This is a genomic window from Bifidobacterium dolichotidis, from assembly GCF_003951975.1.
GTDB lineage: Bacteria > Actinomycetota > Actinomycetes > Actinomycetales > Bifidobacteriaceae > Bifidobacterium > Bifidobacterium dolichotidis.
In genome coordinates, this window is record NZ_QXGM01000002.1 from 159491 (window position 1) to 184293 (window position 24803).

20 protein-coding genes are annotated in these 24803 nt (G+C 51.2%); 1 reads left to right on the forward strand and 19 read right to left on the reverse strand.

Annotated elements, in window-relative coordinates:
- Positions 1–45: 45 nt before the first annotated feature.
- From D2E26_RS04535 to D2E26_RS04565, 7 genes are all read right to left on the reverse strand, one after another.
- The gene (locus tag D2E26_RS04535; RefSeq protein ID WP_125963528.1) at positions 46–534 is read right to left on the reverse strand and encodes an S-ribosylhomocysteine lyase; all 489 of its coding nucleotides are present in this window, start codon (positions 532–534) and stop codon (positions 46–48) included.
- Between the two features lie 12 nt (positions 535–546).
- Complete coding sequence (gene recQ / locus D2E26_RS04540) at positions 547–2463, reverse strand: DNA helicase RecQ (RefSeq protein ID WP_164515900.1); 1917 nt, start codon at positions 2461–2463, stop codon at positions 547–549.
- Positions 2464–2678: 215 nt separating this feature from the next.
- Entirely contained in the window at positions 2679–3500 is an 822-nt protein-coding gene (locus D2E26_RS04545) for an ABC transporter ATP-binding protein (RefSeq protein WP_125963530.1), read from the reverse strand.
- Positions 3493–4281: an ABC transporter ATP-binding protein gene (locus tag D2E26_RS04550; RefSeq protein WP_125963531.1), complete on the reverse strand. Its 789-nt coding sequence runs from the start codon at positions 4279–4281 to the stop codon at positions 3493–3495. The genes D2E26_RS04545 and D2E26_RS04550 overlap by 8 nt, the downstream gene beginning before the upstream one ends.
- Positions 4265–5191, reverse strand: a complete 927-nt coding sequence (locus tag D2E26_RS04555; protein WP_125963908.1) for an ABC transporter permease — start codon at positions 5189–5191, stop codon at positions 4265–4267. Before D2E26_RS04555 ends, D2E26_RS04550 begins: the two co-directional genes overlap by 17 nt.
- 92 nt (positions 5192–5283) lie before the next feature.
- Positions 5284–6237 carry an ABC transporter permease gene (locus D2E26_RS04560; RefSeq protein WP_125963532.1) on the reverse strand — a complete coding sequence of 318 codons (954 nt, stop codon included), beginning with the start codon at positions 6235–6237 and terminating at the stop codon, positions 5284–5286.
- A gap of 19 nt (positions 6238–6256) precedes the next feature.
- Positions 6257–8002: an ABC transporter substrate-binding protein gene (locus D2E26_RS04565; protein WP_241218874.1), complete on the reverse strand. Its 1746-nt coding sequence runs from the start codon at positions 8000–8002 to the stop codon at positions 6257–6259.
- Positions 8003–8275: 273 nt separating this feature from the next.
- On the opposite strand from D2E26_RS04565, the gene D2E26_RS04570 reads away from it, so the two are divergent.
- Positions 8276–9040, forward strand: a complete 765-nt coding sequence (locus tag D2E26_RS04570; protein ID WP_125963533.1) for a type III pantothenate kinase — start codon at positions 8276–8278, stop codon at positions 9038–9040.
- A 223-nt stretch (positions 9041–9263) separates the two neighbouring features.
- On the opposite strand, the gene D2E26_RS04575 is transcribed toward D2E26_RS04570, so the two are convergent.
- From D2E26_RS04575 to prfB, 12 genes are all read right to left on the reverse strand, one after another.
- Positions 9264–10658, reverse strand: coding sequence for an ABC transporter substrate-binding protein (locus tag D2E26_RS04575; protein ID WP_420897209.1), 1395 nt, complete (start codon positions 10656–10658; stop codon positions 9264–9266).
- 114 nt (positions 10659–10772) lie between these two features.
- A complete protein-coding gene (locus tag D2E26_RS04580) occupies positions 10773–11534 on the reverse strand; it encodes a pseudouridine synthase (RefSeq protein WP_125963534.1) in 762 nt (253 codons plus the stop codon).
- Positions 11535–11542: 8 nt separating this feature from the next.
- Complete coding sequence (gene glmS / locus D2E26_RS04585; RefSeq protein WP_125963535.1) at positions 11543–13435, reverse strand: glutamine--fructose-6-phosphate transaminase (isomerizing); 1893 nt, start codon at positions 13433–13435, stop codon at positions 11543–11545.
- Between the two features lie 252 nt (positions 13436–13687).
- Positions 13688–14485 (reverse strand): amino acid ABC transporter ATP-binding protein, encoded by a 798-nt coding sequence (locus tag D2E26_RS04590; RefSeq protein WP_125963536.1) that lies wholly within the window; start codon positions 14483–14485, stop codon positions 13688–13690.
- Between the two features lie 60 nt (positions 14486–14545).
- Entirely contained in the window at positions 14546–15529 is a 984-nt protein-coding gene (locus D2E26_RS04595) for an amino acid ABC transporter permease (RefSeq protein WP_125963537.1), read from the reverse strand.
- Positions 15530–15932: 403 nt separating this feature from the next.
- On the reverse strand, positions 15933–16859 hold the full coding sequence (locus D2E26_RS04600; RefSeq protein ID WP_125963538.1) for an ABC transporter substrate-binding protein: 927 nt from the start codon (positions 16857–16859) through the stop codon (positions 15933–15935).
- Between the two features lie 266 nt (positions 16860–17125).
- Positions 17126–18091, reverse strand: a complete 966-nt coding sequence (locus D2E26_RS04605; protein ID WP_125963539.1) for an ABC transporter substrate-binding protein — start codon at positions 18089–18091, stop codon at positions 17126–17128.
- Positions 18092–18487: 396 nt separating this feature from the next.
- The gene (gene smpB / locus D2E26_RS04610) at positions 18488–18988 is read right to left on the reverse strand and encodes an SsrA-binding protein SmpB (RefSeq protein ID WP_125963540.1); all 501 of its coding nucleotides are present in this window, start codon (positions 18986–18988) and stop codon (positions 18488–18490) included.
- A 164-nt stretch (positions 18989–19152) separates the two neighbouring features.
- A complete protein-coding gene (locus tag D2E26_RS04615) occupies positions 19153–20535 on the reverse strand; it encodes a CHAP domain-containing protein (RefSeq protein ID WP_125963541.1) in 1383 nt (460 codons plus the stop codon).
- A gap of 179 nt (positions 20536–20714) precedes the next feature.
- The gene (gene ftsX, locus D2E26_RS04620) at positions 20715–21638 is read right to left on the reverse strand and encodes a permease-like cell division protein FtsX (RefSeq protein ID WP_125963542.1); all 924 of its coding nucleotides are present in this window, start codon (positions 21636–21638) and stop codon (positions 20715–20717) included.
- Positions 21635–23113 carry a cell division ATP-binding protein FtsE gene (ftsE, locus tag D2E26_RS04625; protein ID WP_206432068.1) on the reverse strand — a complete coding sequence of 493 codons (1479 nt, stop codon included), beginning with the start codon at positions 23111–23113 and terminating at the stop codon, positions 21635–21637. Before ftsE ends, ftsX begins: the two co-directional genes overlap by 4 nt.
- 268 nt (positions 23114–23381) lie before the next feature.
- Positions 23382–24512 (reverse strand): peptide chain release factor 2, encoded by a 1131-nt coding sequence (gene prfB, locus D2E26_RS04630; protein ID WP_125963543.1) that lies wholly within the window; start codon positions 24510–24512, stop codon positions 23382–23384.
- Between the last annotated feature and the right edge of the window lie 291 nt (positions 24513–24803).

Here is a 24803-nt window from a genome sequence, read left to right on the forward strand (position 1 = left end):
CGACCCCTGTTAAACTCTGCCGAACTCAGCAAAACTTAGCTGAGTTCAGACGAGGCGACGTTCGAAAGCGTCCGAGCTAATGCCCTCATCGAGAATGGCCTTGCACCATTCCTTTGCCGTGAACAGGCTGTGGTCACGGTAGTTGCCGCACGTCTGCTCCGTCGTTGCTGGAACATCATCCCACGTTGCTTCGTAAGCGATGAACTCGAGCGATTCCTTGAGTGCCTTAGCGATTTCTTCAGTCGAGTGCTCACCCCATGCCAGCAGGTGGAAGCCCGTGCGGCAGCCGAATGGTGAGCAATCAATATAGCCTTCAATGCGTTCACGCAGCAGCACAGCGATGGTGTGCTCAATCGTGTGCAGACCGCCCGTTGGAATAGCGTTCTTATTTGGCTGCACCAGACGCAAATCGAAGTTCGAAATCACATCACCATGAGGACCGTGCTGCACATCAATAGCACGCACATATGGTGCCTTCACCTTCGTGTGATCCAGCGTAAAGCTTTCTGGCATTGGCTTAGATTGTTCAGTCATAACACTCTCCTATCACTGTGCTTCAAACGCGCGAATTGCTTCAATAAATTGTGCACCATAGCGTTCCAATTTGACTTGGCCCACACCTGGCACTTCAACGAATTCCTCTTCGCTCGTTGGGCGCAAGCGCACCATTTCGCGCAACGTTTTATCTGAGAACACAATATATGGCGGCTTACCGAGCCTACGTGCGATGCCGAGGCGCAGTTGACGCAGCTGATCAAACAGATCCTCATCGCTGCCGCCAACGCCACCACCAAATGTTGCGACACCAGAACCCACATGTACGGCCGAAGGACCCGTTGTCGAAAGGCGCTTCTTGCGCTTGATCTGCGTCTGCTTCATCACGTAATGGAAATCCGGTGCCACAGTTTGTGCTGCCTTTGGGCCAAACATCACAATTGGCAGACGTCCCTCAGTAATCGTCAAATAACCGTCAGCAGCCATCTGATTGACAACGTCACGCACTTTCGCTTCCGACTCTTGCGACAGCATGCCATAGGTTGGCAGTGCTTGTGCGCCCATTGCAATCATGTCTTGTGACTTCGAACCGCGCAGCACATGCACAATACGACCCACGCCCACTCGCTGGCCAACATCATGCACGCAACGACTAATTGTGCGCGCTATCTCACTAACGTCACTGACTTGCACTTGACCATTACAGTTCACGCAGCCACCTACGCAGTGGTACTCTTCCCCTGCGTTTGCCGCGTTCGTTGCGAACTCGTCTGCTGCATCGTCTTGCTCACCGAAATAGTTCGTAATATAACGGTGCAGGCATTTCACGGTTCGGCAGTAGCCGATCATCGTGTTCAGCAGTTGGCGCTTAGCCTGGCGAACTTGTTCTTTTTGCTCTTCCGTTAAGCGCTCGTTCTCACTGTCCGTATCGAGCAGTCGACGTCGCGTCGTGATGTCGCCATCGTTCCACAGCAGCGTGCATCGGCTCGGCTCCCCGTCTCGTCCTGCACGTCCGGCCTCCTGATAGTAGGCTTCGATACTTTCGGGCAGGTTATGGTGGATCACGAATCTGACATTTGATTTATCAATGCCCATGCCGAAGGCGTTGGTTGCCACAATAACTGGTGTTTCGTCGTTGACGAATGCACGCTGAGCTGCATCACGTTGTTGAGCCGACATGCCACCGTGATATGCAGCAGCTAATGGCTTGCCATCCGTATTGAGCAGTCGTGCATTAATAGCATCGGCTAATGCTTCAGTGGTTTTGCGCGTTGCACAGTAAATAATGCCTGATTCACCCATATGCTCGCGCAACTCGTCAATAATCCAGTCAGTTTTGCGCTTCGATTCCAGTCTCAGTACATCAAAGTAGAGATTCGTACGATCGAAACCTGTGACCTTAATCAGTGGATTCTGCAAGCCGAGCAGTCGCACAATATCATCACGCACACGTCCGGTAGCTGTTGCGGTTAATGCAGCAACAACTGGACGCGTTGGTAGTGCAGCTAAGAATTCGCCAATACCCAAATATGAGGAGCGGAAATCCTGACCCCACTGAGAAATACAGTGTGCCTCATCAACTGCTACCAGACTGATGGCACACTTCGACGCAAAGGAGCGGAAACGACTCGTTTCCAAACGTTCTGGAGCCACATACACGAGCTTGAGCTGACCTGCAAGCGCCTGTTCAAACACCATCGTCTGTTCATCAGGTGTTTGCGACGTATTAATAAAAGCTGCTGGAATGCCATTTTCATTCGCGGCATCAACCTGATCACGCATTAACGAAATCAGTGGAGAAATAACGAGAGTCACACCATCGAGCAGCATTGCAGGAATCTGATAGCACAACGATTTACCTGCACCCGTTGGCATAACACCAAGCACATCACGACCTTGCAAAATGGCTTGGATAATATCTTGCTGGCCTGGCCTAAATTGCTCGTAACCAAATGTGGTTTGCAACATCGCTTGCGCATCAGCAAGTGTTGGAGATGCTGTTGATGGAACTGTATGCAAATCTTGGCTCGGCATGGCCACTACTTTAGCCCTTTCCCCACATAAGCGAAATAAGCAACAAAATCCCCGCACATAATGCAAATGACTTATGTGCGGGGAACGCTGATTCAATGCAACTCCCTTACGTGCGGGAAGGTTAATTGCATCTCGCTTATGTGCGGGAGCTACATGGTGGCGGCTGCTATGAGCTCTCTCGTGTAATCGTGCTGCGGATTATGCAAGAGTTCTTCGGTTGGGCCTTGTTCTACGATGCGGCCGTCGAGCATCACCACAATATGATCAGCGAGCTGCTGTACGACGCCTAAATCGTGCGAGACCATCACAATAGCCATATTTGGATTGCGCTTACGTGCGGATTCGAAGGCATCGATGATTTGGATACGGGCTGCAACGTCGATTGCACTCATTGGCTCATCAGCAAGTAACACGTGCGGTTGCTTAATAATGGCTCGTGCAATAGCAACGCGCTGTGCCTGACCACCTGACATATCGACTGGGTAACGCCACATGAACTCTTGTGGATCGAGTGCCACAGTTTCTAATGCGTCGGCCACAGCCTGTGCAATTGCTGCATCATCCAGCATCGGTTCTTGATGCGCGTGATGATGGCGCTGTGCGATGCGGCGCAACTGCAGTGGCTCAGCAACAGAGCGACCAGCAGGCCAACGAGGATCCAACGACTCGAATGGATTCTGATACACAATGCCCGATTGCATACGCAACAGATCATGTGCTTCATGCGCATGATCGCCCATTAATGAGCGACCCTCGTAGCGCACATCCAAACCATCAACATGGGAATCTGGCGCATCAAGACCAAACAGAATACGAGTAAGCGTTGTTTTGCCAGAGCCAGAAGCACCTACAACAGCAACGCATTCACCTTCGTGAACTGTGAGATCAACACCATGCAGCACAACCTGAGGATGGCGAGATGAACCATAGGTTTTCACAATATTGTGTGCTTCAAGCACTACGTCACTCATGTGCACCACCTTCCTCAATATGCAGCGACAATGCACGTGCAGCTCCAATGAGCTGACGTGTTGCTTGCTGCTGAGGATGCTCCAACAATTCGCGAGTACTACCGCGTTCAATAATGCTGCCGTTATTGAGCACGACAACATTATTCGTGGCATGAGCCAGTACCGAGAAATCATGTGTAATAAACAGCATGGCAGCGCCAAGATCATCTACCAGTGAGGTCAGCAATTGCGTAATCTGCCTCTGCGTTGTGGAATCCAATGCTGTTGTTGGCTCATCAGCAATGATGAGCCTTGGCGACGTAATCAGCGCCGTCGCAATAGCCACACGCTGCTGCTGGCCACCAGATAATTCCGTTGTGGAACGCTGTGCCATGGATTGCGATAATCCCACTCGTTCAAGCATGGTGGCTACGCGCTGATGGCGGTTTTCTGCATCAAGTGCATAGTGCAGTCGCAATGGGAGTTCAATTTGCTGTTCCACAGTCAGTACTGGGTTCAGTGCATTACGTGGATTCTGGAACACCATGCTCATTGCGGCGCCGCGCAATGATGCAAATGATTCATCATCCAAGCCAACCAGTTGCTCATCGCCGAGTTCAATAGAACCCGTTACTTCGCTATCCTGTGGCAGCAAACCCATAATGGTTCGAGCAATCATTGATTTACCCGAGCCAGAAGCACCGATTAAGCCAACGCGTTCTCCTGCTGCAATATTGAGATCAATATTGTGCAGCAGATGGCGTCCGCCCACACTGACATTGAGATCACTGATGTGCAGCATGCTGCACCTCCTTCATGTCAGTTGTTGTTGCAATATCGTCTACAGATGCATGCTGAGCAGTATTCGCCTGATCATGCTGAGGTTGGCCAATACGACGTAATGCTGGATTGCGCAACGGATCAAGTGCATCACGCAAGCTATCACCGAACAAGTTCATAGCCACAACAAGCACGGTGGCCACGAGACCGGGCCAGATCACTGTGGTTGGATGGATAGAGATGAGACCAACAGAAGTAGAAATAGAACGACCAATACTTGGCTCACCTGACGGAACACCGATTCCCAAATACGTTAAACCAGCCTCAGCCAACAGTGACGTGGCAGCAGAAAGCGAGAGCTGCACAATAATCACTGGCTTAGCGTTCGGAATGATATGAGCGAAGAACACGCGCACTGCTGACGCACCGTTAGCACGGGCCGACTCAACATATGGGCTACGTGCGGCGAGCATCATCGACGGACGTGCCACACGCGCGAGATTCAAACCATACCCCAAACCGCACGCGAAAATCATGCCCTTAACCGTGGCACCGAATGGAGCGGCCAACATTAACGCGATAAGCACGGTTGGCACAGAAATCAGCGCATCAGTCGCCACTACGGCACCGTGAGACAGCATTGTGCTGCGGCTGACCATAATCGAGCCCATAAGCAGGCCAACAACGGCCGTGAACAGCACCGTCGTCACAGCAATAATCAAATTGACTGTGGAACCTGACATCAACCAGCTGAACGCATCGGCACCCGTGCCGTCAGTGCCCATCCAGTGACGCAAGCTTGGACCTTGCCAAGCTTCGAAACCATTCGAATAATTGAGCGGCAATGGCGTCCAGAAAATGGCAACAATAGCCACCACAACCCAAATGCCAAGCACAATCAGCGAGAATCGGCCCGTACCATGGGCCCACATTGAAGACAGCACCACGCGAGCACGAGTCCAGCGCGACGGACGCTTTACTACGACTGAACTGTCTGAAATTGCTTCGTTTGAACGAGCCATCATCATCCTTTCAGTCGAGGGTCGAGCACGCGGTGCGTAATGTCAACAAGCAAACCAATGACGAGGAAGAATGCAGCGAGCAAGAACAACTCACTTTGCACTGCAATCAAATCGCGGTGGCCCACATCGTTGATGAGGCCCGAACCGATGCCAGGCAATGCGAACAAATTCTCAATCACCATAACGCCAGTAATCATTTCAGCGAACGTCAGGCCAATAACCGACACGAGCTGTGGCATAGCCAATCGCAGGCCAACGTGCAACATGGCTTGCTTACGTGTGTAACCGCAGGCCATGGCCATCGAAATTACATCGGACGACATCTGTTCCATAAGTGCTGAACGCGTGTAGCGCATAATCGATGCGCCCACAATAATGCCGACCGTCAGTGCAGGCAGCAGTAGCGAAACGAATGCTTTACCAGGTTCCTGCCAAGCGTCAAGTGGGAAGCCTTGCGATGGAAGAATACCGATCAAACCCGTACCACGGGCGAACAGCAGAATCAGCACGAGGCCGGCCCACAGGGCAGGAACAGAGCCACCAATAATGGCAATGAGCTGCATAGCTGAGCGCACACGACTCGAGCGTGCAATAACCGACTTGTAACCGAGCGGAATACCAATACCCAGAGCTACAAGCAGGCCCATGCCAATGAGTGGGAATGTAATAGACGCACGCTGAGCCACACGAACAGTAACTGGTCGACCCGTCATCTGCGAGACGCCGAGGTCGCCATGCAGCAGGGAGCCAAACCAGTCCAAATACTGTGTAGTCAGCGGACGGTTAAGTCCAAGCTCGACACGCAAGTGGGCTACGCGCTCAGGGCTGGCGTTGACGCCTGCCATAACGAGTGCAAGATCGCCTGGCAGTACGCGCAACAGCATGAAGATGAGCACGGAGATGGCAAATAATGCCACCACAAGCGTGACGAGCCTTCGAACAATAAACCGGAACATAATTGTTATGCTACGAGACTCACTGCTTCGTGTATGTAAAGTCAGCGAGCGGCATGAACGTCTGGTTCATGTTGACTGGGAAGTTCTCCACGCCCTTGGCCATAGCCGTCGTAGCGCGGAAGTTGAACAGCCAGTCCGCAGCTGCATCCTCGGAAATGATGCGAGCAGCCTGCTTGAGCAGCTCGTTCGACTTCTTCTCGTCTGGGTTCGTGCGAGCGTCAGTGATGAGCTTCTGTACTTCAGCATTGTTGTAGTTGAAGTAGTAATCAGGGTTTGCCCAGTTACCAATATCGTGGCTCTCATTGTGATCCACGAGCGATAGGTCGTAGTTCTTGTTCGTGTAGACCTGCTCGAGCCATGCCGAGAACTCAACCATGTGCACATCCAGATCAATGCCAACGCGGCTCAACTGCGAGCGCAGCATATCGCCGAGCTCTGGGCCGTAGGTGTTTGGATAGGTCAGCGTGATCTTCAGTGGGTGCTGTGCATCGTAGCCAGCTTCCTTCAGCAGCTGCTTAGCCTTAGCCTCGTCATGTGGGTACAGCGAGCTCAGATCCTCATAGCCTGGATCCAGCGATGGGATTGGGCCGTAGAGTGGCTTGTCGGTGTTACCCCATGCGGCGATGAGTTCGTTGTGATCAATGGCGTAACGAATTGCCTGGCGCACGCGCTTATCTGCCGTGACCTTGCCTGCTGCATTGTTCATAGCGAGCACGTACTTATCGGTGTCATCACCAGCAATCGTCGTATAGTGCGTTGGATCTTCTTCGAACGTCTTTTTGACGGTTGGCATAACTGGTGCAAGCACAGCCACGTCGCCCGACTTCAGAGCGTTTACTGCAGCGTTATCGTCAGCGAAGTACTTAATCGTGATCTGCTCAGTCTTGGCCTTATTCTTACCCCAGTAGTTGTCGTTGCGCTTGAGCGTCACCGAATCATCAGCAATGAAGCGCTGCACCGTGAATGGCCCCGAGCCAACGGCCTGAGTCTTTGGGTTGTACTTGCCCTCAGCGTCCACATCGAACACGAGGCCTGCACGGCCCGATAAGTTCCACAGCAGATCGGAATCTGGGTGCTTCAACGTCAGAACAACCGTGTTGTCGTCTGGAGCCGTCACGTTTTCAATGGCCGACAGCACATCAGCGTTGTGTGTGCCTTCCTTGCGGGACTCGTTGAGCGACCACACCACATCGTCTGCGTTGAGCACGTCGCCGTTCGAGAACTTCATGCCGTCGTGCAGTTCGAATGTGTAGGTCTTACCGTCATCGGAAATCTGCCAGCTCTTGGCGAGGCCAGGCTTCACATTATTGTCGCTATCACGGCCCACGAGGCTCTCATACACGTTGCCAATTAATACTTGGTCCAGTGCCGTGCCTGCGGTATTGCGAATATCAAGATTTGTTGGTGCAAGTTTTGCGCCAATAGTCACATTTGTTTCTGGCGTTTTATTTGCCGCTGTGCCCGAATTTTTCTTAGCCATTAATACACCACCAATAATAAGTGCGAGGGCAGCAATAATTGCGAGCACAATTGCCCAACCTGGTACATGGCGCTTGGATTTATTTGAGCCCTTCTTCGGACCCTTTGCCGTTCCTGCAGCCTGCAGTGTTGGGTCGAGGCTTGTTACGTTGTTCATCGATGGTTTGTTTTCCGTTGTATTCATTGGCATTGCTGGCTTCTCTGCCTTCTTTTCTGCCGTGTTTTCTGTTGTTGTTGGTTCTTCGGATGCGTCGAAGCGATCGTGCGCCCCTGTTGGCTTGGTCATGGTTTCCCGTGATCCTTACTTTTTCTTCTGTCGCAGGGTCTAGATGATATGCACCCCACCTAGCCCCGCAGCCATTTCATTTATTGGCTTACTGTCTGTTAACTCAGTTGCCATGCGCTATTGTATGCACATGGGAATACACCTTGCTAGTGTGTGTTCAGAAATATGAAAACTTTGACTTTGTTCTGAGCATCTGGTGTACTGGATACGATACTCAGAAACATATGGAGACGCGGCCAGGATGCACGTCATCTTGAGGGAGGCAAATCACTGATGATTATCGCGATGGATATCGGCAATACCAATATTGTTTTTGGCTTCCTTGAAGATAATAAAATTACGGGTCGCTACCGTGTAGCTACAAAGAATCCACGTACTGCAGATGAATATGGTCTGCTGCTGCGTCAGTTCTTGGCCATGAGCGGCTATCGTTTCTCTGACGTTGACGACGTAATTATTGCTTCCGTTGTGCCAAAGGCTTTGCAGGTGCTCAAGGCTGCAATTTTGCAATATCTTGACATTGAGCCAATTGTTGTTGGCCCTGGCATTCGTACGGGTATTAATGTGCGCCTCGATGAGCCAAAGACGCTGGGTGCTGACTGCCTCGTCAACTGCGTTGGCGGTTACTACGAGTACGGCGGCCCACTGCTGATCATCGATTTCGGCACGGCTACGACCTACAACTTCGTTACTGGCGACGCTACGATCGTCTGCGGCGTTATTTCCGCTGGCATCCGTACGCAGTCTGAGGCTCTGTGGAATTCTGCAGCACAGCTTCCAGAAATTGAGATCGTCAAGCCAAAGACGATTCTGGCTCACAACACTCGCGATGCTATGCAGGCTGGCGCTTACTACAGCTTCATCGGTGGCGTTGAGCACACGATTGAGCAGTTCAAGAACGAAGTTCCAGATGACTTCCGCGTTGTGGCAACGGGCGGCCTGAGTGGCCTCGCTGACAAGGGCACTGACATGATCGACATTATCGATCCTGATCTGCTGCTCAAGGGTCTGCACTACATCTACAACAAGAACTGCTGAGCTAGTTCAACAAACGTTTTAGGGCATGGGTTCGCGCTCATGCCCTTTTGTTTTGCCATTTTTCTTGATTTCTGTTTCCCACACATAAGCAAGAAATAGCTGCAGCACTCTCCCCCACGCAAGGCAGTTAGATTGAATGCCATAAAAAATCCCGCACATAACGCAAATAAGTTATGTGCGGGAGATTGCACGATTGGCGTGCGATGTTGCTTACGTTGAAGCTTTAGTTATTGTTCACCGTAAAGCCCTGATTGTATCCGTATTCACGCAAATCCTGCTGCCACTGTTCAAGGCCTGATTCGATTGTGACCATTGGGCCTGGGGACGCAGGCGTATGCTTATCAGCTTCTGGATCGCGCAGCATCTTGACGTAGTTTTGACGCCACTCTCGCCACTTATTGGCCCATTCATAAGCCTGACCAACAGTCGAGCCAAAATCAGAACGAGCATAAACTTCGAATGGCAAATACTCATACTGTGTAGACACATGCTGTGCTGCTTGAGCTAAGACGCGATTAAATTGCTGGCCACCAAAATATGGGACCTGCGTATTATGCGAATCAGTAATAGTCGTTCGCGTCAAAAAATCTTTATCCTGCAGCGTCATATTATCTGCAGGGAATGCGCCACCATCAACGCGAATATCAATGCCCTGCCTCGAATGGCAAGCGAAATTAATAAAGCGCCATGCTGCTTCTGGTTTACGGCTCGACTTCAAAATAGATAGTGCCGAACCACCATTTTCTGCATTCGTTTCTGTGCCATGCGGCGTTGGCATTTGTGTCACACGCCACAAGCCTGCACCACCTGGCAAATCAGACAGCAACAATGAAGGCATCCAAGCACCAGCAAATACTGAGGCAATTTTGCCCTCGCCTACTGCCTTCTTCCACGAATCGCTCCACATTGGCTGTGAGGTATCAATAAGATCCTCATCAATCATGCGTTGCCAGAACTTTGTAAACTCCTGCGTGCCATGATCGCCCGTTAAATTAATACCGACCACATGACCATCTTGGGAAGTCGTAAATGGTTGACCACCGGCCAGCCAAACCATGGCATCAAAGAAGCCAGCATTACCTGCATCTGAGGTAATGCTCACGCCAATTTTCTTCAGTTTCTTGGCGGCTTCGTAGTAATCCTGCCACGTGCGGATCTTGCTTGCATCTACGCCAGCTTGACGGAATACATCATCGTTATAGAAGAATGCCATAGGACCAGAATCCATAGGCAGCCCATATACATTGCCATCAAGTTGAGCAGAAGCCCACGTGCCCGGCGTATAGAAATCGCTATATCCGTCGGTACGATGTGTGAGATCCTCAAGCTGATCAGACACTGCATACTGTGGCAGCGCATAGTATTCCAGCTGCATCACATCTGGTTGACCATAGCCATCCTGAATTGCAGTAATAAGCTGGTCATAGCGAGCATCGGTGCGCAGATCAATAACAACGTCTGGATTTTCTTTTTCAAACGCCTTAATGACTTGCGTCATGCTTGGTTCCCATGACCACACCGACAGATGCGTTCGACCATCGTCGTTCTTGGCGCCGCAAGCACCTGCAGTCACTACCAGTGCAAGCGCACCCAATGCTGCTATACATGCCTTGCGCACTGCAGCGAGTTTCCCGCGCCTCCACTGTGCCACGACTACTCCTCTCTGCAGATGCTCTTATGCTGTGTGCGCTCGTTCAATACGAGATGCCACACACGCTTTGACTGTTTTAGTCTAATCGTCAGGCCGAACGGCTGAATCAAGCAGCTGCTTCGACACAAACTTGCGCGGCTCCCCTGTTACTGGATCCGTAAACATCAACTCACGCGCCACCAAAGCCAGCGGACGTGAGAAATCGTTAAACAGTTGATCCTGCACACGCGGATACCACGGATCATTCAAAATCGGCAAACCCAAGGAACACATATGTAAGCGCAGCTGGTGCGTACGACCGCTCACTGGATGCAGTCGATATTTCGCGACCAGATTGCCGTGTTCGTCTCGCTTACCGGGCTCCAGTCCGAGTCGTTCAATAATCGTCACTGAATTGGTCTCGCCGCGCTCTTCGTACGCTTGCAGCACACCCTTATGTTTGATGATGCGCGAACGTCGCTCGAGTGGGAACGGTCGTGGCGGCTCAAGTTCGCGCACGGTGCCCGTTCGTGGGCGCTGTGTCGGTTTGAGCGGCGCTAAACATTCATAGATTTTTGTGACACGACGTTGCTCAAATAAACGTTGATAAGTGCCGCGATACTCTTTGGCTTTAACGAGTACGAGGACTCCTGCCGTCATACGGTCAAGCCGATGAGCCAGTGTCACGTCATCGCCATAAATTGCGCGCATACGCATGAGCGCAGTCTGGCGATACCACATGCCGCGTGGCATGGAAGCAAGAAAATGAGGCTTGTCTACAACAAGAATGCGCTCATCTTCATAAATGACAGGACATTCAAAAGGAATATCTGGCTCATCGGTTACGTAACGATGTGCTCGCATAAAACCGATTACTCGACAGTCACAGACTTAGCCAAGTTACGAGGCTTATCGACGTCGTAGCCCTTCTGGTTAGCCATATCCATTGCGAACAGCTGCAGTGGGACCACGTCAACGAGTGGGCTCATCAGCGTTGGGCACTCTGGACGCCAGAAGACGAAGTCTGCGTAACGATCCACATCTGGATCGCCTTCTTCAGCAACAGCGATAATTGTTGCGCCACGGGCCTTCACTTCTTCGATACCAGAAATCACCTTAGCGTGCAGAATATTGCGGCCGCGTGCTGGAGGCACAATGAACACCACTGGTTCGCCTTCATCCACAAGTGCAATTGGACCGTGCTTCAGCTCACCTGCAGCAAAACCTTCAGTGAAGGTGTAAGCAATTTCCTTAAGCTTCAACGCACCTTCGAGTGCAACTGGATAGCCCACGTGACGGCCAAGGAACAGGAACGACTTAGCATCGTCGAGCTGAGCTGCAGCCTTGGCGATGGTGTCAACCTGTGTATCAAGAATCCACTGGATCTTACGAGGCATAGCCTGCAGCTGATCAAGCGTGCCACGGATCTCATCGCGGAACACCGTGCCCTTAATCTGTGCCAAGTAGAGACCCAGAATATAAGCAGCCGTAATCTGTGCCACGAATGCCTTCGTCGAAGCCACAGCAACTTCTGGACCAGCATGCGTGTAGAGCACAGCATCAGATTCGCGAGCAATACTTGCGCCCTGCGTATTGCAGATGGCCAGCACCTTCGAGCCCTGTTCGCGAGCGTGACGCAGTGCCATCAGCGTATCCATCGTCTCGCCCGACTGCGAAATAGCAACCACAAGCGTACGTGGCGTCAGAATTGGGTCACGGTAACGGAACTCGTGAGCGAGCTCAATTTCCACAGGAATACGAACCCAGTGCTCAATAGCGTACTTAGCAACCATGCCTGCATACGAAGCCGTACCGCAAGCGACAACAACGATCTTGTCGATCGACTTGAGTTCGTTCTCGTCGATGCGCACTTCATCGAGCTGAATCTCGCCATCTTCAGACAGGCGGCCCATCAGCGTCTGCTGCACTGCTGCTGGATCCTCATGGATTTCCTTATCCATGAACGAGTCCCAGCCGCCCTTTTCTGCAGCCGAAGCATCCCAGTCCACTTCGTACGTGCGAGGGTTTTCAACAATATTGCCGTAGAAGTCGGAAACGATGATTTCGTCAGACGAAACCTTAACGACCTGATCCTGGTCGATTTCCATAGCCTTCTTCGTGTAAGCAACGAATGCTGCCACATCAGAGCCAAGGAAGTTCTCGCCTTCACCGAGTCCTACAACGAGTGGCGAATCATGACGTGCACCAACAACGATTTCTGGCTCACGCTCATCGATGGCCAGAATCGTGAATGCACCTTCAAGCATGCGGCCCAAACGCTGCATGGCTTCGAACAGATCAGGGTGACCCTTCTCCTCAATAACAGCGTCAACAATCTTGCCAAGCAGCTTAGCTGCAACTTCAGTATCGGTTGCAGAAGCAAAACGATATCCCTGAGCCTGCAGATCAAGGCGCAGCTGTGAAGCATTTTCAATGATGCCATTGTGAATAATGGCAACCTTGCCATCCTGACTGGTGTGAGGATGTGCGTTCACATCCGATGGCACACCATTCGTGGCCCAACGCGTATGACCAATTGCCACAGTTGCGTCTGGCAGTGGCGTCTGTTCAAGGCTTGACACCAAGTTCGACAGACGACCTGCCTTCTTACGCACTTCTACATGGCCCATGCTTGGTGCTGTTACTGCAACACCTGCGGAATCATATCCGCGATATTCGAGTCGTTCGAGGCCCTGAAGGCAAACTTCCAATGGCTTGCCACAAGCAGTACGGGGGTTTCCTGCATATCCTACGATTCCACACATACGCACCAATATAGCCGACACTATGGTGTCTGCATAGCGAAACCACCGATAGAAACACTGAAATTTCGTGTAATATCTGTGAATTTTTGACCAAAACAGTGTGAACTAACAACAAAGGCATGTACTGCGCTGGTATGGAACTTGCGCAATACATGCCTGAGTAGGTCTACTACAACCGAAATTACCTTATATATATGCGACAACATATATGCAACTGCTTTGTGCAGCTTTGAAGTATTCCCTGCTGAGTGCTCACAGCACGTGCTGGAGGAACTCCTTGAAACGTGGTGATGTTGGATTGGTAATAATCTCAGGACCGCCCTGCTCCACAACTTTGCCGCCATCCATGAATACGACTTGGTCAGCGACTTCACGGGCAAAGCCGATTTCGTGCGTAACCACAATCATCGTCATACCTTCGTCAGCCAGCGAGCGCATAACTGACAGCACCTCGCCAACGAGTTCAGGATCCAGTGCAGAGGTTGGCTCGTCGAACAGCATGATTTCTGGCTGCATAGCCAAAGCACGTGCGATTGCCACACGCTGCTGCTGACCACCCGAAAGCTGTGCTGGATAATAATCGAGACGCTCGCCGAGGCCTACGCGCTGCAGTTCCTTAATAGCCAGCTCGCGTGCCTCTTTTTTATCCATGCGCTTGACTTGCACAGGAGCTTCCATAACGTTCTGCAGTGCTGTCATATGTGGGAACAGATTGAACTTCTGGAACACCATGCCAAGCTTGGCGCGCTGTGCGGCAACCTGCTTATCATTGAGCGTCTGCAAATGACGCTTCTTGCCTTCGCCTTCCCAGCGATAGCCGATCATTTCGCCATCAACGTCGATTTCGCCGCCAGTTAGTGTTTCGAGCTGGTTGATCAGGCGCAGGAACGTTGACTTACCAGATCCAGATGGACCGAGAATAACGGTTACTGTGCCTGGCTCTACGGTTAAATCAACACCTTTGAGCACATGCAAATCACCATAAGCCTTATGTACTTGCTTGGCTTCAATAGCAGGTACGTGACCAGAATTGGAGTTTGTTGCTGTCATCGTTCAAATCCTTAGTACTACTTGCTTGCTTCACTCGTGAAACATCGTGTGCAACACGTGTTAGGCGTTTAATCCAGCAAACATGGCTTCATTGGTTTTTGCTACATCGTCCTTGAGTTCACCATCAACCTTGCCTGGCAATGGCGTCTTCACCTTCGAACCTACTGGACGTGCTTCATAGCCCTTACCGAAGTGCTTCTCAATCTTCGACTGAATCACCATCATGATCGAGGTAATCAGCAGATACCACAATGCTGCCACAATCAGCAGTGGGATTGGCTTATAAATTCGGTTAGCAATAGCATTCGTAGCGAACTGCAGATCCAGTGTGAATGGCACGGCCAACACCAGCGAAGTCGTCTTCAGCATGCCAATTGTTTCATTACCAGTTGGAGGAACAATAATGCGCATAGCCTGAGGCAAAATAACACGGCGCATAATCTGCGTACGCTTCATACCCAGTGCCTTTGCTGCTTCTTCTTGACCAGGATCCACAGCTTCGAGACCAGCACGCACAATTTCAGACAGATAGGCGGCTTCGTTTAATGCCAAGCCGATCCATGCTGCGTTGAATGCCGTAATAATCGTGTTGGAATCGACGCTCCAGAACTCAATATTCGTAAATGGAATACCGAGGCTCAGCTTTGGAATCAGCACAGCGAACAGACCCCAGAATACGAGCTGCGTATACACTGGCGTGCCACGGAAGAACCAAATGAAGAACCAGCTCACACCGCGCAGCACTGGATTCACTGACTTGCGCATAACGGCGAGAATAACTGCCAAAATAATGGCAACAACCATTGAGAGTACGGTCAGAATGAGCGTGTAACCCACACCTTCCAGCACACGTTCATTGAACAAATACTTCCAAACAATGTTCCATTCGAAACGTGGGTTGGTAATCAGACCCTTAATAACCATTGCGGCGAGCAGCGCCACAATAATGGCAGCAATAATCTGACCCGTGCGACGAACAGGCTTGGCAACAATACGGTTTGGTACGGGTAAGCCTTCACCATCTTTAGTAATGTGATGTGGCATGGCTCCTCCTCATAGTTGGTGGTGTCTTCAGTTGTGGGAACTTCAGTTGTGAGAACTTCGGTTATAAAGACTTCAGTTGTAGAGACTTCAGTAGTGATGTCTTCAGTTATAAAGACTTCAGTTGTTGAAACTTCAGTGGCAGAGAATCTCTGTGGTGATGTTCACATGTGCTGTTCGTTAGTGGCATTGCGCTCAGGCCGAATCAACTACGACTGATGTGTTCAAAATTGCTACGGACTCGAACAGATAAATAAAGAAATGAAAACGGATCGTATAACGAGCGGACGGTGAGGTACACCGGGTGGAACATATGGCACAAGGTGATGCAACGCTGCATCACATCACCATTGTGCCATATCTGAGATGAGTGTTTGACGATAGTCTTACGTCAGTTTTGAAGTGGTCAGTCCTTGACGGCTGGGTTGATCTGAGCCTTGTCAACAGCGCCAGACTGAGCACCCCAAGCCTTCAGAATCTTCAGATAATCGCCGTTATCCATGAGCTTCTGCATAGCCTGCTGCACGACTTCAGCCATAGCGGTATCACCCTTCTTAATGGCAATACCCTGCAGCACCGTGCCTTCGTTCTCGCCGAGCTGCTCGAGCTGACCATCGGACTGTTCAATAGCGTAACCACCGATTGGCGAGTCAGCATAGAACACATCAGCCTTGCCCATAGCCACATTCGTTGCGGCATCAGTCTGCTGCTTCATCGACTGCACATCGACGCTCTTCTTGCCATCAGCCTTGCACTGCTGCTGAATGCTGTTGGCCTCTTCTTCCTGAACCGTGCCCGTCTGTACAGCGATCGTCATGCCGCATAGATCAGAAGTGTTCACATGCTTTGGATTGCCCTTCTGTACAACCCACATCGAACCAGCCTTGTAGTAGCTGACGAAATCAACGGCATCCATACGCTCCTGCGTAATCGTCATAGCCGTAATACCCAGATCGAACTTCGTACCAACAGAAGGCACAATCGTGTCGAACGTCGACGACTTGATCTCCGTCTTCAGGCCCATAACACGACCCAGAGCTTCGGAAAGCTGCACATCGTAGCCCGTTGGCGTCTTACCATCTTCAGCCAAGAACTCAGCTGGAGCGTACGACAGCTCCATACCAACGGTTAGCTTGCCAGAATCGCGAACCGAAGCAGGAACCTTTGCTGCAATAGCCTTATCTTCTTGCACCGTCGACACATCAAACTTTGCTGCGTTATCTGCAGAGCTGTTCGACTCAGAGCCATCAGTCGTACCGCATGCTGCTGCCGTTACCAGCAAGCCAGCGCAGAGCACGGCGCTTGCAATCTTCCTCAATCCGTTAATCGTCATAGCACCCTCCAGGAGCTTTTCTCATCTGCTACCCAACTTCTTAAGTGCATAATATACTACACGATGCATAATATGCACTTCATTGCATGAAATATAACCCCTTTACAAGCTCTTATCCCGCTGTATTACTGGCATATACAGCGTGTTGCATAATGCGCTGTATATGCATGGATAGTTGCCATTCCTGCTGCCAAGCCAGTGCACCATATAGCGCCATATGCAGTTTCCTATGCAATGCACTGGTTTGGCTCACGAGATGCAATCGACTAGTTCTTTGCGCTACTGTCCGTTGGATTAATTTCAGCCTTGGTAATTTGACCCGACTTCACTCCCCACGCGTCGAGAATCTTCTCGTAGGTACCATCATCCATAAGCTTTTGCACAGCTTGCTGCACAGCCTGTGCCATTGCCGTATCACCCTTCTTGACAACAATGCCCTGCTGAGCAATACCAGCTACGTCAGTAAGCGGCTCAAGTACACCATCGGTTTGTGCAATTGCATATTCCGCAATTGGCGAGTCAGCATAGAACGCAACGGCCTTACCGGTCGTCACATTCGTCGTCACGTCAGTCTGCTGAGCCGACGACAGCACTTCAATCGACTTCTTGCCATCAGCCTTGCACTGCTGATTCTTTTCAGCGATCTCCTGCTCTTGCGTCGTGCCTGTTTGTACAGCCACAGTCAAGCCACACAGATCATCGACGTTGACATGATCTGGATTACCTTTGCGCGTCGCCCACAGTGATCCTGCTTGATAATAAGAAACAAAATCAACAGCATCCATGCGTTCTGGAGACACCGTAAACGAAGAAATTCCCAAATCAAATTTCGATCCAACCGAAGGAATAATTAAATCGAATTTACTCGTTATTGGCTCAGCTTCGAGACCCATAACTGCAGCAATTGCCTTAGCGAGGTCGACATCATAGCCTTCTGGCGTCTTGCCATCCTCTGCTAAAAATTCAGCCGGAGCATACGACGTATCCATGCCCACGGTCAGCTTGCCATCGGCCTTATAGTGTTCTGGTACAAGGGCTGCGATGGTTTCATCCTTGGCAACCGTGGACGCATCGAACTTGGAGGAATTCGTTAGCGATGCACCATCTGAAGACGAGGAATCACTCGTACCGCAGGCAGCAGTTCCCACCAGAGTTCCTGCAGCAATCAGCGCTGCAATTGCAGTTTTTACATAAGAATTATTCTTAATACTCAAGGGGGCACTCCTTCTCATCGCTCTCTGTACTCCGATCAGGTCGGATTGCCACGAAGCATAGAAATGAAATGCTACGAAAAATGAATTCTCGGGTAAGAATTTCGTTATATGAGACCTGACCGCAAGATATCTCACTATGCGATTGCTCACCCATCTCCACTAGTTACTGAATCCTATTCGCGATTGTCACGAACACCCCCTTTAGCAACGCGCTGAAACCTCATTTTCCCTTCACTCACGTACTCCCCTCACCTCACTCTCCGCACCTCACTCTCCGCACCTCATTCTCTTCACTTCACTTTCCACGTCTCCCTCCCCGCACTTCACCTCCGCACATAAGCCAGATATAGAAAAAGCCCAACTTTCTGCCGATTTCTCGGGAAAGTTAGGCTTCTTTGAACGAAATGTATGGACTCACTGAATGCCGCGAGCAACCTTGTTGCGATAACGCATCACACGAAGTGCCTCGCGCTTATCCTGCTCCTCACGCAGGGCCTGGCGCTTGTCATATTCCTTCTTACCGCGGGCCAGCGCGATCTTAACCTTCACACGTCCGTCCTTGAAATACAGGCTCAGCGGAATCACGGTGTAGCCCTTAGCCTGCGTCTGGCGCGCAAGCTTCTCAATCTGAGCTGCGTGCAACAGCAGCTTACGCTTGCGCTTAGGTGCGTGGTTATTCCACGTACCGTTCAAATATTCAGGAATATTGGCGCCTTCGAGCCACATCTCACCGCGCCTATCAATCGAAACGAACGATTCAGACAGTGACGCACGTCCCTCACGCAGCGACTTCACTTCCGTTCCGGTCAGCACAATGCCGGCCTCAAGTTCATCTTCAATCGCGTAATCGTGACGCGCCTTCTTGTTCTGCGCAATCAGTCCGTCACGCTGACCTGCTGGCTTCTGCTTAGCCATGTTTCGTCCGATCTATATCGCACGAAACCGACCGTCCCCAATCGCTTGGGTTACGGTCGGCTTCGTTATGTTTACTTCTGCTTGTACCTCATATCAATTCATACTCGGTACTGCAGTGGTTACTCAGCTGTTTCCATCATAAGCACAGTGCAGCAACTATGTGCTTAGTGGACGTACAGGAATCTACTTGGGTTGGACAGCGTGCGGTAGGAAACCACGAACACGCCCTGCACGTTCATTTCGGAAATCGTGATCGAATTAGCACCAACAGATTCGACGACTGCAACGTGGCCGTAGACAGGATCAGCACCTTCCTGATACGGTGCGAACGAAACTGCAGCGCCCACCTGAGGGATGCGGTCAACGCGCAAGCCGTAACTTGGAGCCGTGTATGCCCACTGGCCACCATTACCCAAATAAGATGGCGTACGGATGCCCATTTGCAGACGACGCTGGTATGCCCACCAAGTGCACTGACCTGCTGCATAAGCATTGCCATAATCGCCGTTAGCCGTACCCTGACCGCCAGATCCGCCACCAGGGTTCACTGGCTGAGGCGTTGGCGTCGGAGTTGGCGTAGGAGTGACTGGCTGAGGCTGTGGAGTTGGCGTAGGAGTGACTGGCTGCGAAGGGCCCTGTGGGCCAACTGGCGTCACTTGACTTGCAGCCTCTGCCTGTTCCTTCTGGTACTGGCGGTTAAACGAATCAACCTGCGATGCCAGCATCACAGTCTGAGCAGCCTGCTTTGCCTTATCAGAAGTCAGCTTCGACTGCTGAGCTTCGAGCGAAGCACGTGCGCTTTCGCCCTTGGCTCGCAGCTCATCAAGCTGTGCGCGTTCTGATTCTGCCTTAGCCGCTGTGCTCTGTGCAGTAGCCAACTTCCTATCGGCTTCAGACTTTAGTTTGGTAATGCGCTTTTCGATTGCTTCGAGACGCTCAGTACGGTTCATCGACGTATTGAGTTCGTTAGCAGCATCGGAAGCCGCATTGGCTTCATTACGAGAAATTGCATCGCGCGACTGCATGGACTGAATGAAGCTCTTCGTGCTCTGAGCACCCGTCATAACACTCATCATGTCCGAGGTGTCAGAACCATGCATAGACTCACGTGCCATCTGCGCTACTGCAGCATGGGCGTCATCATAGTCTTTGCCAGTCTGCTTGATTTTCTCTTCAAGATTTTCTTTATCTTTGCGAGCAGCTTCTACTCGGCTTGCAGCAGCATCGGATTCTGTTTGTGCTGCAGCGGCCGCATTATTTGCGGACTCCACTTTTGCCTGAGCTGCAGGAATCTGCTCGTTCGTCAACGTGTCGAGCTCAACAATTTGATCAGCCAGCGACGACTCAACGCCTGCCAACTGCTTACGCAGATTAGCCTCACGCTGCTGGCTAGCAGCATGCTGGTTCTGTGCATTCAACAAATTGCTGTACGTGTTAGCGTACGCCACCTGGTCAAAAGGTACCGAGGACACGAGGGCTAAAGGTAAACCCAGGGAAACTGCTGCGCAAGCAGTAATCAGGGGTTTCATCATTTTTACCTTGGGCATTTTTCCCTTTCCGCTAGTACATCGTTGCTGCGCAGACGCACCAGCAATCCAGACGTGACCAACGGTAGCACTTCGCTACGAGGATGCAATAGTTGGTGAACAGCGTGCAACGATGTTTCACGAACTTAACAAAAATAACGAGAATGTTATTCCTGTTAACAAAATCGAATTCTTTGCTATTAAGCCTTCAAATATCTACGAAGAGCAACACTCGATGCAATAACAGAAAGAAGAATTGCGCCAATAATCAAAATTGGTGAAATAAGCAGCACATCGGTTTGACCAATGTACGGGATCCACTTAATTGAATCGGCAAGCCAATCGGTAATAAATACCTTGACGAAGATACCGAGTGCGACACAAGAAAGTACCGATCCCACAAATGATGCTATTGCACCTTCGAGTAAGAATGGCAGTCGAATCGTCCAATTTGATGCACCAACAAGTCGCATAATTTCTGTCTCTTCACTGCGGGAAGCAGCGGACATACGAATTGTGGTACCCGTCAGCATAATTGCGACAATAACCATCACCACAGCCAAGCCAGCAGTTGCTACCGTAGCGCGGTTGAGCACAGCGAATACTGGCTCAAAAATCTGTCGCTGATCAACAACTTCTTCTACGCCTTCTTGACCAGATAATACTTCGGAAACAACCTTATATTTTTCTGGATTCTTTAGCTTGAGCCACAACGAGTCCTGCATATCATCTGCCGTAAGCGTACGGCCCTGGTACTGACCGTTTGGATACTGCTTCAGGAACGAATCCTTGTAGAACTGATCCTTGCTCATAAACGTGATGTCAGAAACATCATCAGCGAGCTCAGTATGAATAACCTTCTGAATATCATTAATCTGAGCTGCTGTTGCTGCAGTACCTGCTGCACAGTTAGCCGATGAGCTCGTACCATCTGGGCAGAGCCACACTACGACCTCAACCTTGTCATACCAATCGCCCTTAGCCTTCGTAATCTGAGCCTGAGTTAGTAACGAAGCACCAATAAACAGGAATGAAATGAACGTCACGAGCATAACCGACAGCAGCATAGGAACATTGCGCCGTAAGCTCGTTGCGGTTTCAGACAGAATAAATCGCAGTTTCATCGGGTTTCCTCCTGGGCCTGTGGCTCCTGGGACTGGCCTGCGAACGCATGTTCATCGGAGTTCAATGACTGCGGTGCAGGAACTGGAATGGATGTTGAATCTTGGGTAACAGGTACAGGTGGCACCGGAACCGCACGTGGTGCTGGAGGCACTGGCGGAGCTGGTGGTGCAGGCACGGCGGCCACATGAGTTTCGGACGAAGCTGCCAGTGCGGTATCAGAAGAATTCAAAGCAGTATCTGAAGAGTCGTCAACGATTGGCGCCATGGCCACAGTCTCAGAGAGTACAGCTGACGAATCAGAAGTAGCTGGTGCGGCTGGAACTGCAGCAGAGTCTGCAGAAGCAGTAGCTGTAGCAGAGTCGGCAGCCTCGGACGAAACAGTCGAAGTGGACTCGGAAGCCGAGTTGAATGCCGAATCGGATGCAGCGTCCGAAGCTGAATCGGAAGTGACCTCAGATGCACTATCAGAAGAGGTTGCCGCTGCAGACTCATCATCCTTCATACTCTGCAGATTCAGGCCCTTACCCCACGTCAAGGTCTGCTCGACTGGGGCGAATGCATCACCATAGCGACCCGTATTGCCAGCGTGCACCGAACGTGCGAGACGAGCGATACCTTCGTCAGCATGCTCAGCATTCAACGATGCAGAAACAGCCTGCACCAAACCAGCAGCATCGCGCTCAGAATCAAGGCGCTGCTGGTGAGGAAGTTCAGCAATAACAGCTCGCGTATTAGCAATGGCGTCGTGCGACTGAGCCTGCACCTGAGCATCTGGGAAGTACAGCTGAGAATCATAGAGACCGTTGCGCTCATCACGCACAATCTTGCCCTTATTGAGCTCAACAACGCGCTTACGCATCGAGTTCACAATTTCCTCGTTGTGCGTTGCCATAACAATCGTCGTGCCCGTGCGGTTAATAGCATCGAGCACTTCCATAATGCCGAGCGACGTTGTAGGATCCAAGTTTCCAGTAGGCTCATCAGCCAGAAGAATCTGAGGATGGTTGACGTAAGCGCGAGCAATTGCCACACGCTGCTGCTCACCACCGGAGAGCTCGTGAGGCATGTTCTTCTCTTTGCCCGTCAGACCAACCGTCTGCAACACCTTAGGCACGAGCGAACGAATCGTAGAACGAGGCGTACCAATAACTTCAAGCGTAAAGGCCACGTTCTGCCAGACTGTTTTATTCATCAGCAGCTTGTAGTCCTGGAACACAGTGCCGACCGTACGGCGGAAATGAGGCACCTGCTTATCAGGCAGACGTCGCAGATCGTAACCACCAATGCGAATCTCGCCATCCGTGGCTTCCTCTTCGCGCAGCATCAGGCGCAGCAGCGAAGTCTTACCCGAGCCCGACGAGCCCACGAGGAACACAAAATCGCCGCGATCAATCTCTAAATTAATATCGTCGAGCGCAGGTCGCGTTGCGCGAGGATAGATTTTGCTGACATGTTCCAGCGAAATCAAAGCCATGGTGTTCTACTCCGTTTCCAAACTGCTACTCAAAACAAACTGCTCTCAGCTCGGCTGCTACATCATTCAAACCACTTTTTGGCGAAAAGTTCCAGTTCAGACCAGTATCTGTTCAAACCGTTCACACTGTGATCGTGGAACAGATTGTTGCGATCTGAACTAGCCGGTGGTGGTTGGGGTTCCACGAAGCAACCTTTGGCGCGAGCGGCTCGAGCTGATATGGTGTGCAGCTCGAGCCGATTGCAGGGGTTGTTATAAGGCAGGCTGTTTACTCTTCAGCGTTTTCAGCAGCTTGACGACGCTGCTCGTGACGCCAACGGATACCTGCCTGAATGAATGCGTCAATATCGCCATCGAACACAGCCTGCGTCTGGCTCGTCTCCTCACCAGTGCGCAGATCCTTAACCATCTGGTAAGGGTGCAGCACATACGAACGCATCTGGTCGCCCCAGCTAGCCTTAATATCGCCAGCCAGTTCCTTCTTCTTACGAGCTTCTTCTTCGTGGCGCAGCACGAGCAGTCGAGACTGCAGCACGGCCATTGCGGCTGCACGGTTCTGAATCTGCGAACGCTCGTCCTGCATCGTCACGACGATGCCGGTTGGGATGTGCGTAATACGCACAGCCGAGTACGTCGTGTTCACGCCCTGGCCACCAGGACCAGAAGCGCAGTACGTATCAACGCGGATCTCGGAGTCTGGGACTTCGATGTGATCGGTTGCCTCAACGAGTGGGACCACTTCGACAGCTGCGAAGCTCGTCTGACGACGGCCTTGGTTATCGAATGGAGAAATACGGACCAGACGGTGTGTACCACCTTCGACCGAGAGACGACCGTAGGCGTATGGAGCATCGACCTGGAACGTTGCCGACTTAATGCCAGCTTCTTCTGCATACGACGTATCCATGACCTTAGCCTTGAAGCCGTTACGCTCAGCCCAACGCAGGTACATGCGCAGCAGCATTTGTGCGAAGTCTGCTGCATCAACGCCGCCTGCACCGGAGCGGATCGTTACAACGGCTGAACGCTCATCGTATTCGCCGTCCATAAGCGTCTGGATTTCCATATCGCGCAGATCGCTGTTAATCGAATCCACTTCTGCACGAGCTTCATCAAGCGTGTCTTGGTCGGACTCTTCTTTACCGAGTTCAACGAGGGTTTCTACATCGTCAATGCGCGAAGCAGCAGAAGCGAGGTGCTTGAGCTGGGACTGTACAGCCGACAGCTTGCTCGTAACCTTCTGTGCATGCTCTGGGTCATCCCAAAGTCCTGGTTCTGCAGCTTCCTTCTCAAGTTCTGCTTCCTGGGACTTCAAGCGATCGGTATCGAGTGCGAGTGCAATTTCCTCATATTTTGCGCGCGCATCGGCAATGGCTTGGGAAAAATCAAATTCTGCCATGATTCTCTATATTCTCTTCTTGTTGCGTGAAATGTCTATGGATGAATTGGGTATAGAACGATATGAGCCTTGCAATTACTCACTTTGTGCAAGTGAGCGGCTCATAGATAAAAAGGTCAAAGTCCTGCATGATTCATAGACGCACTCATACGTCGCAAGTGTACGCGCAACTGTAGTCCCATTCCACTGATTCGCCTGTAAGAATGTGTCCATATCGTGCACCCACAGTAGACGCCCATACTGATTCCATTACAGTTGAACGCAATACTCAATTGCATGAGGCATATGATG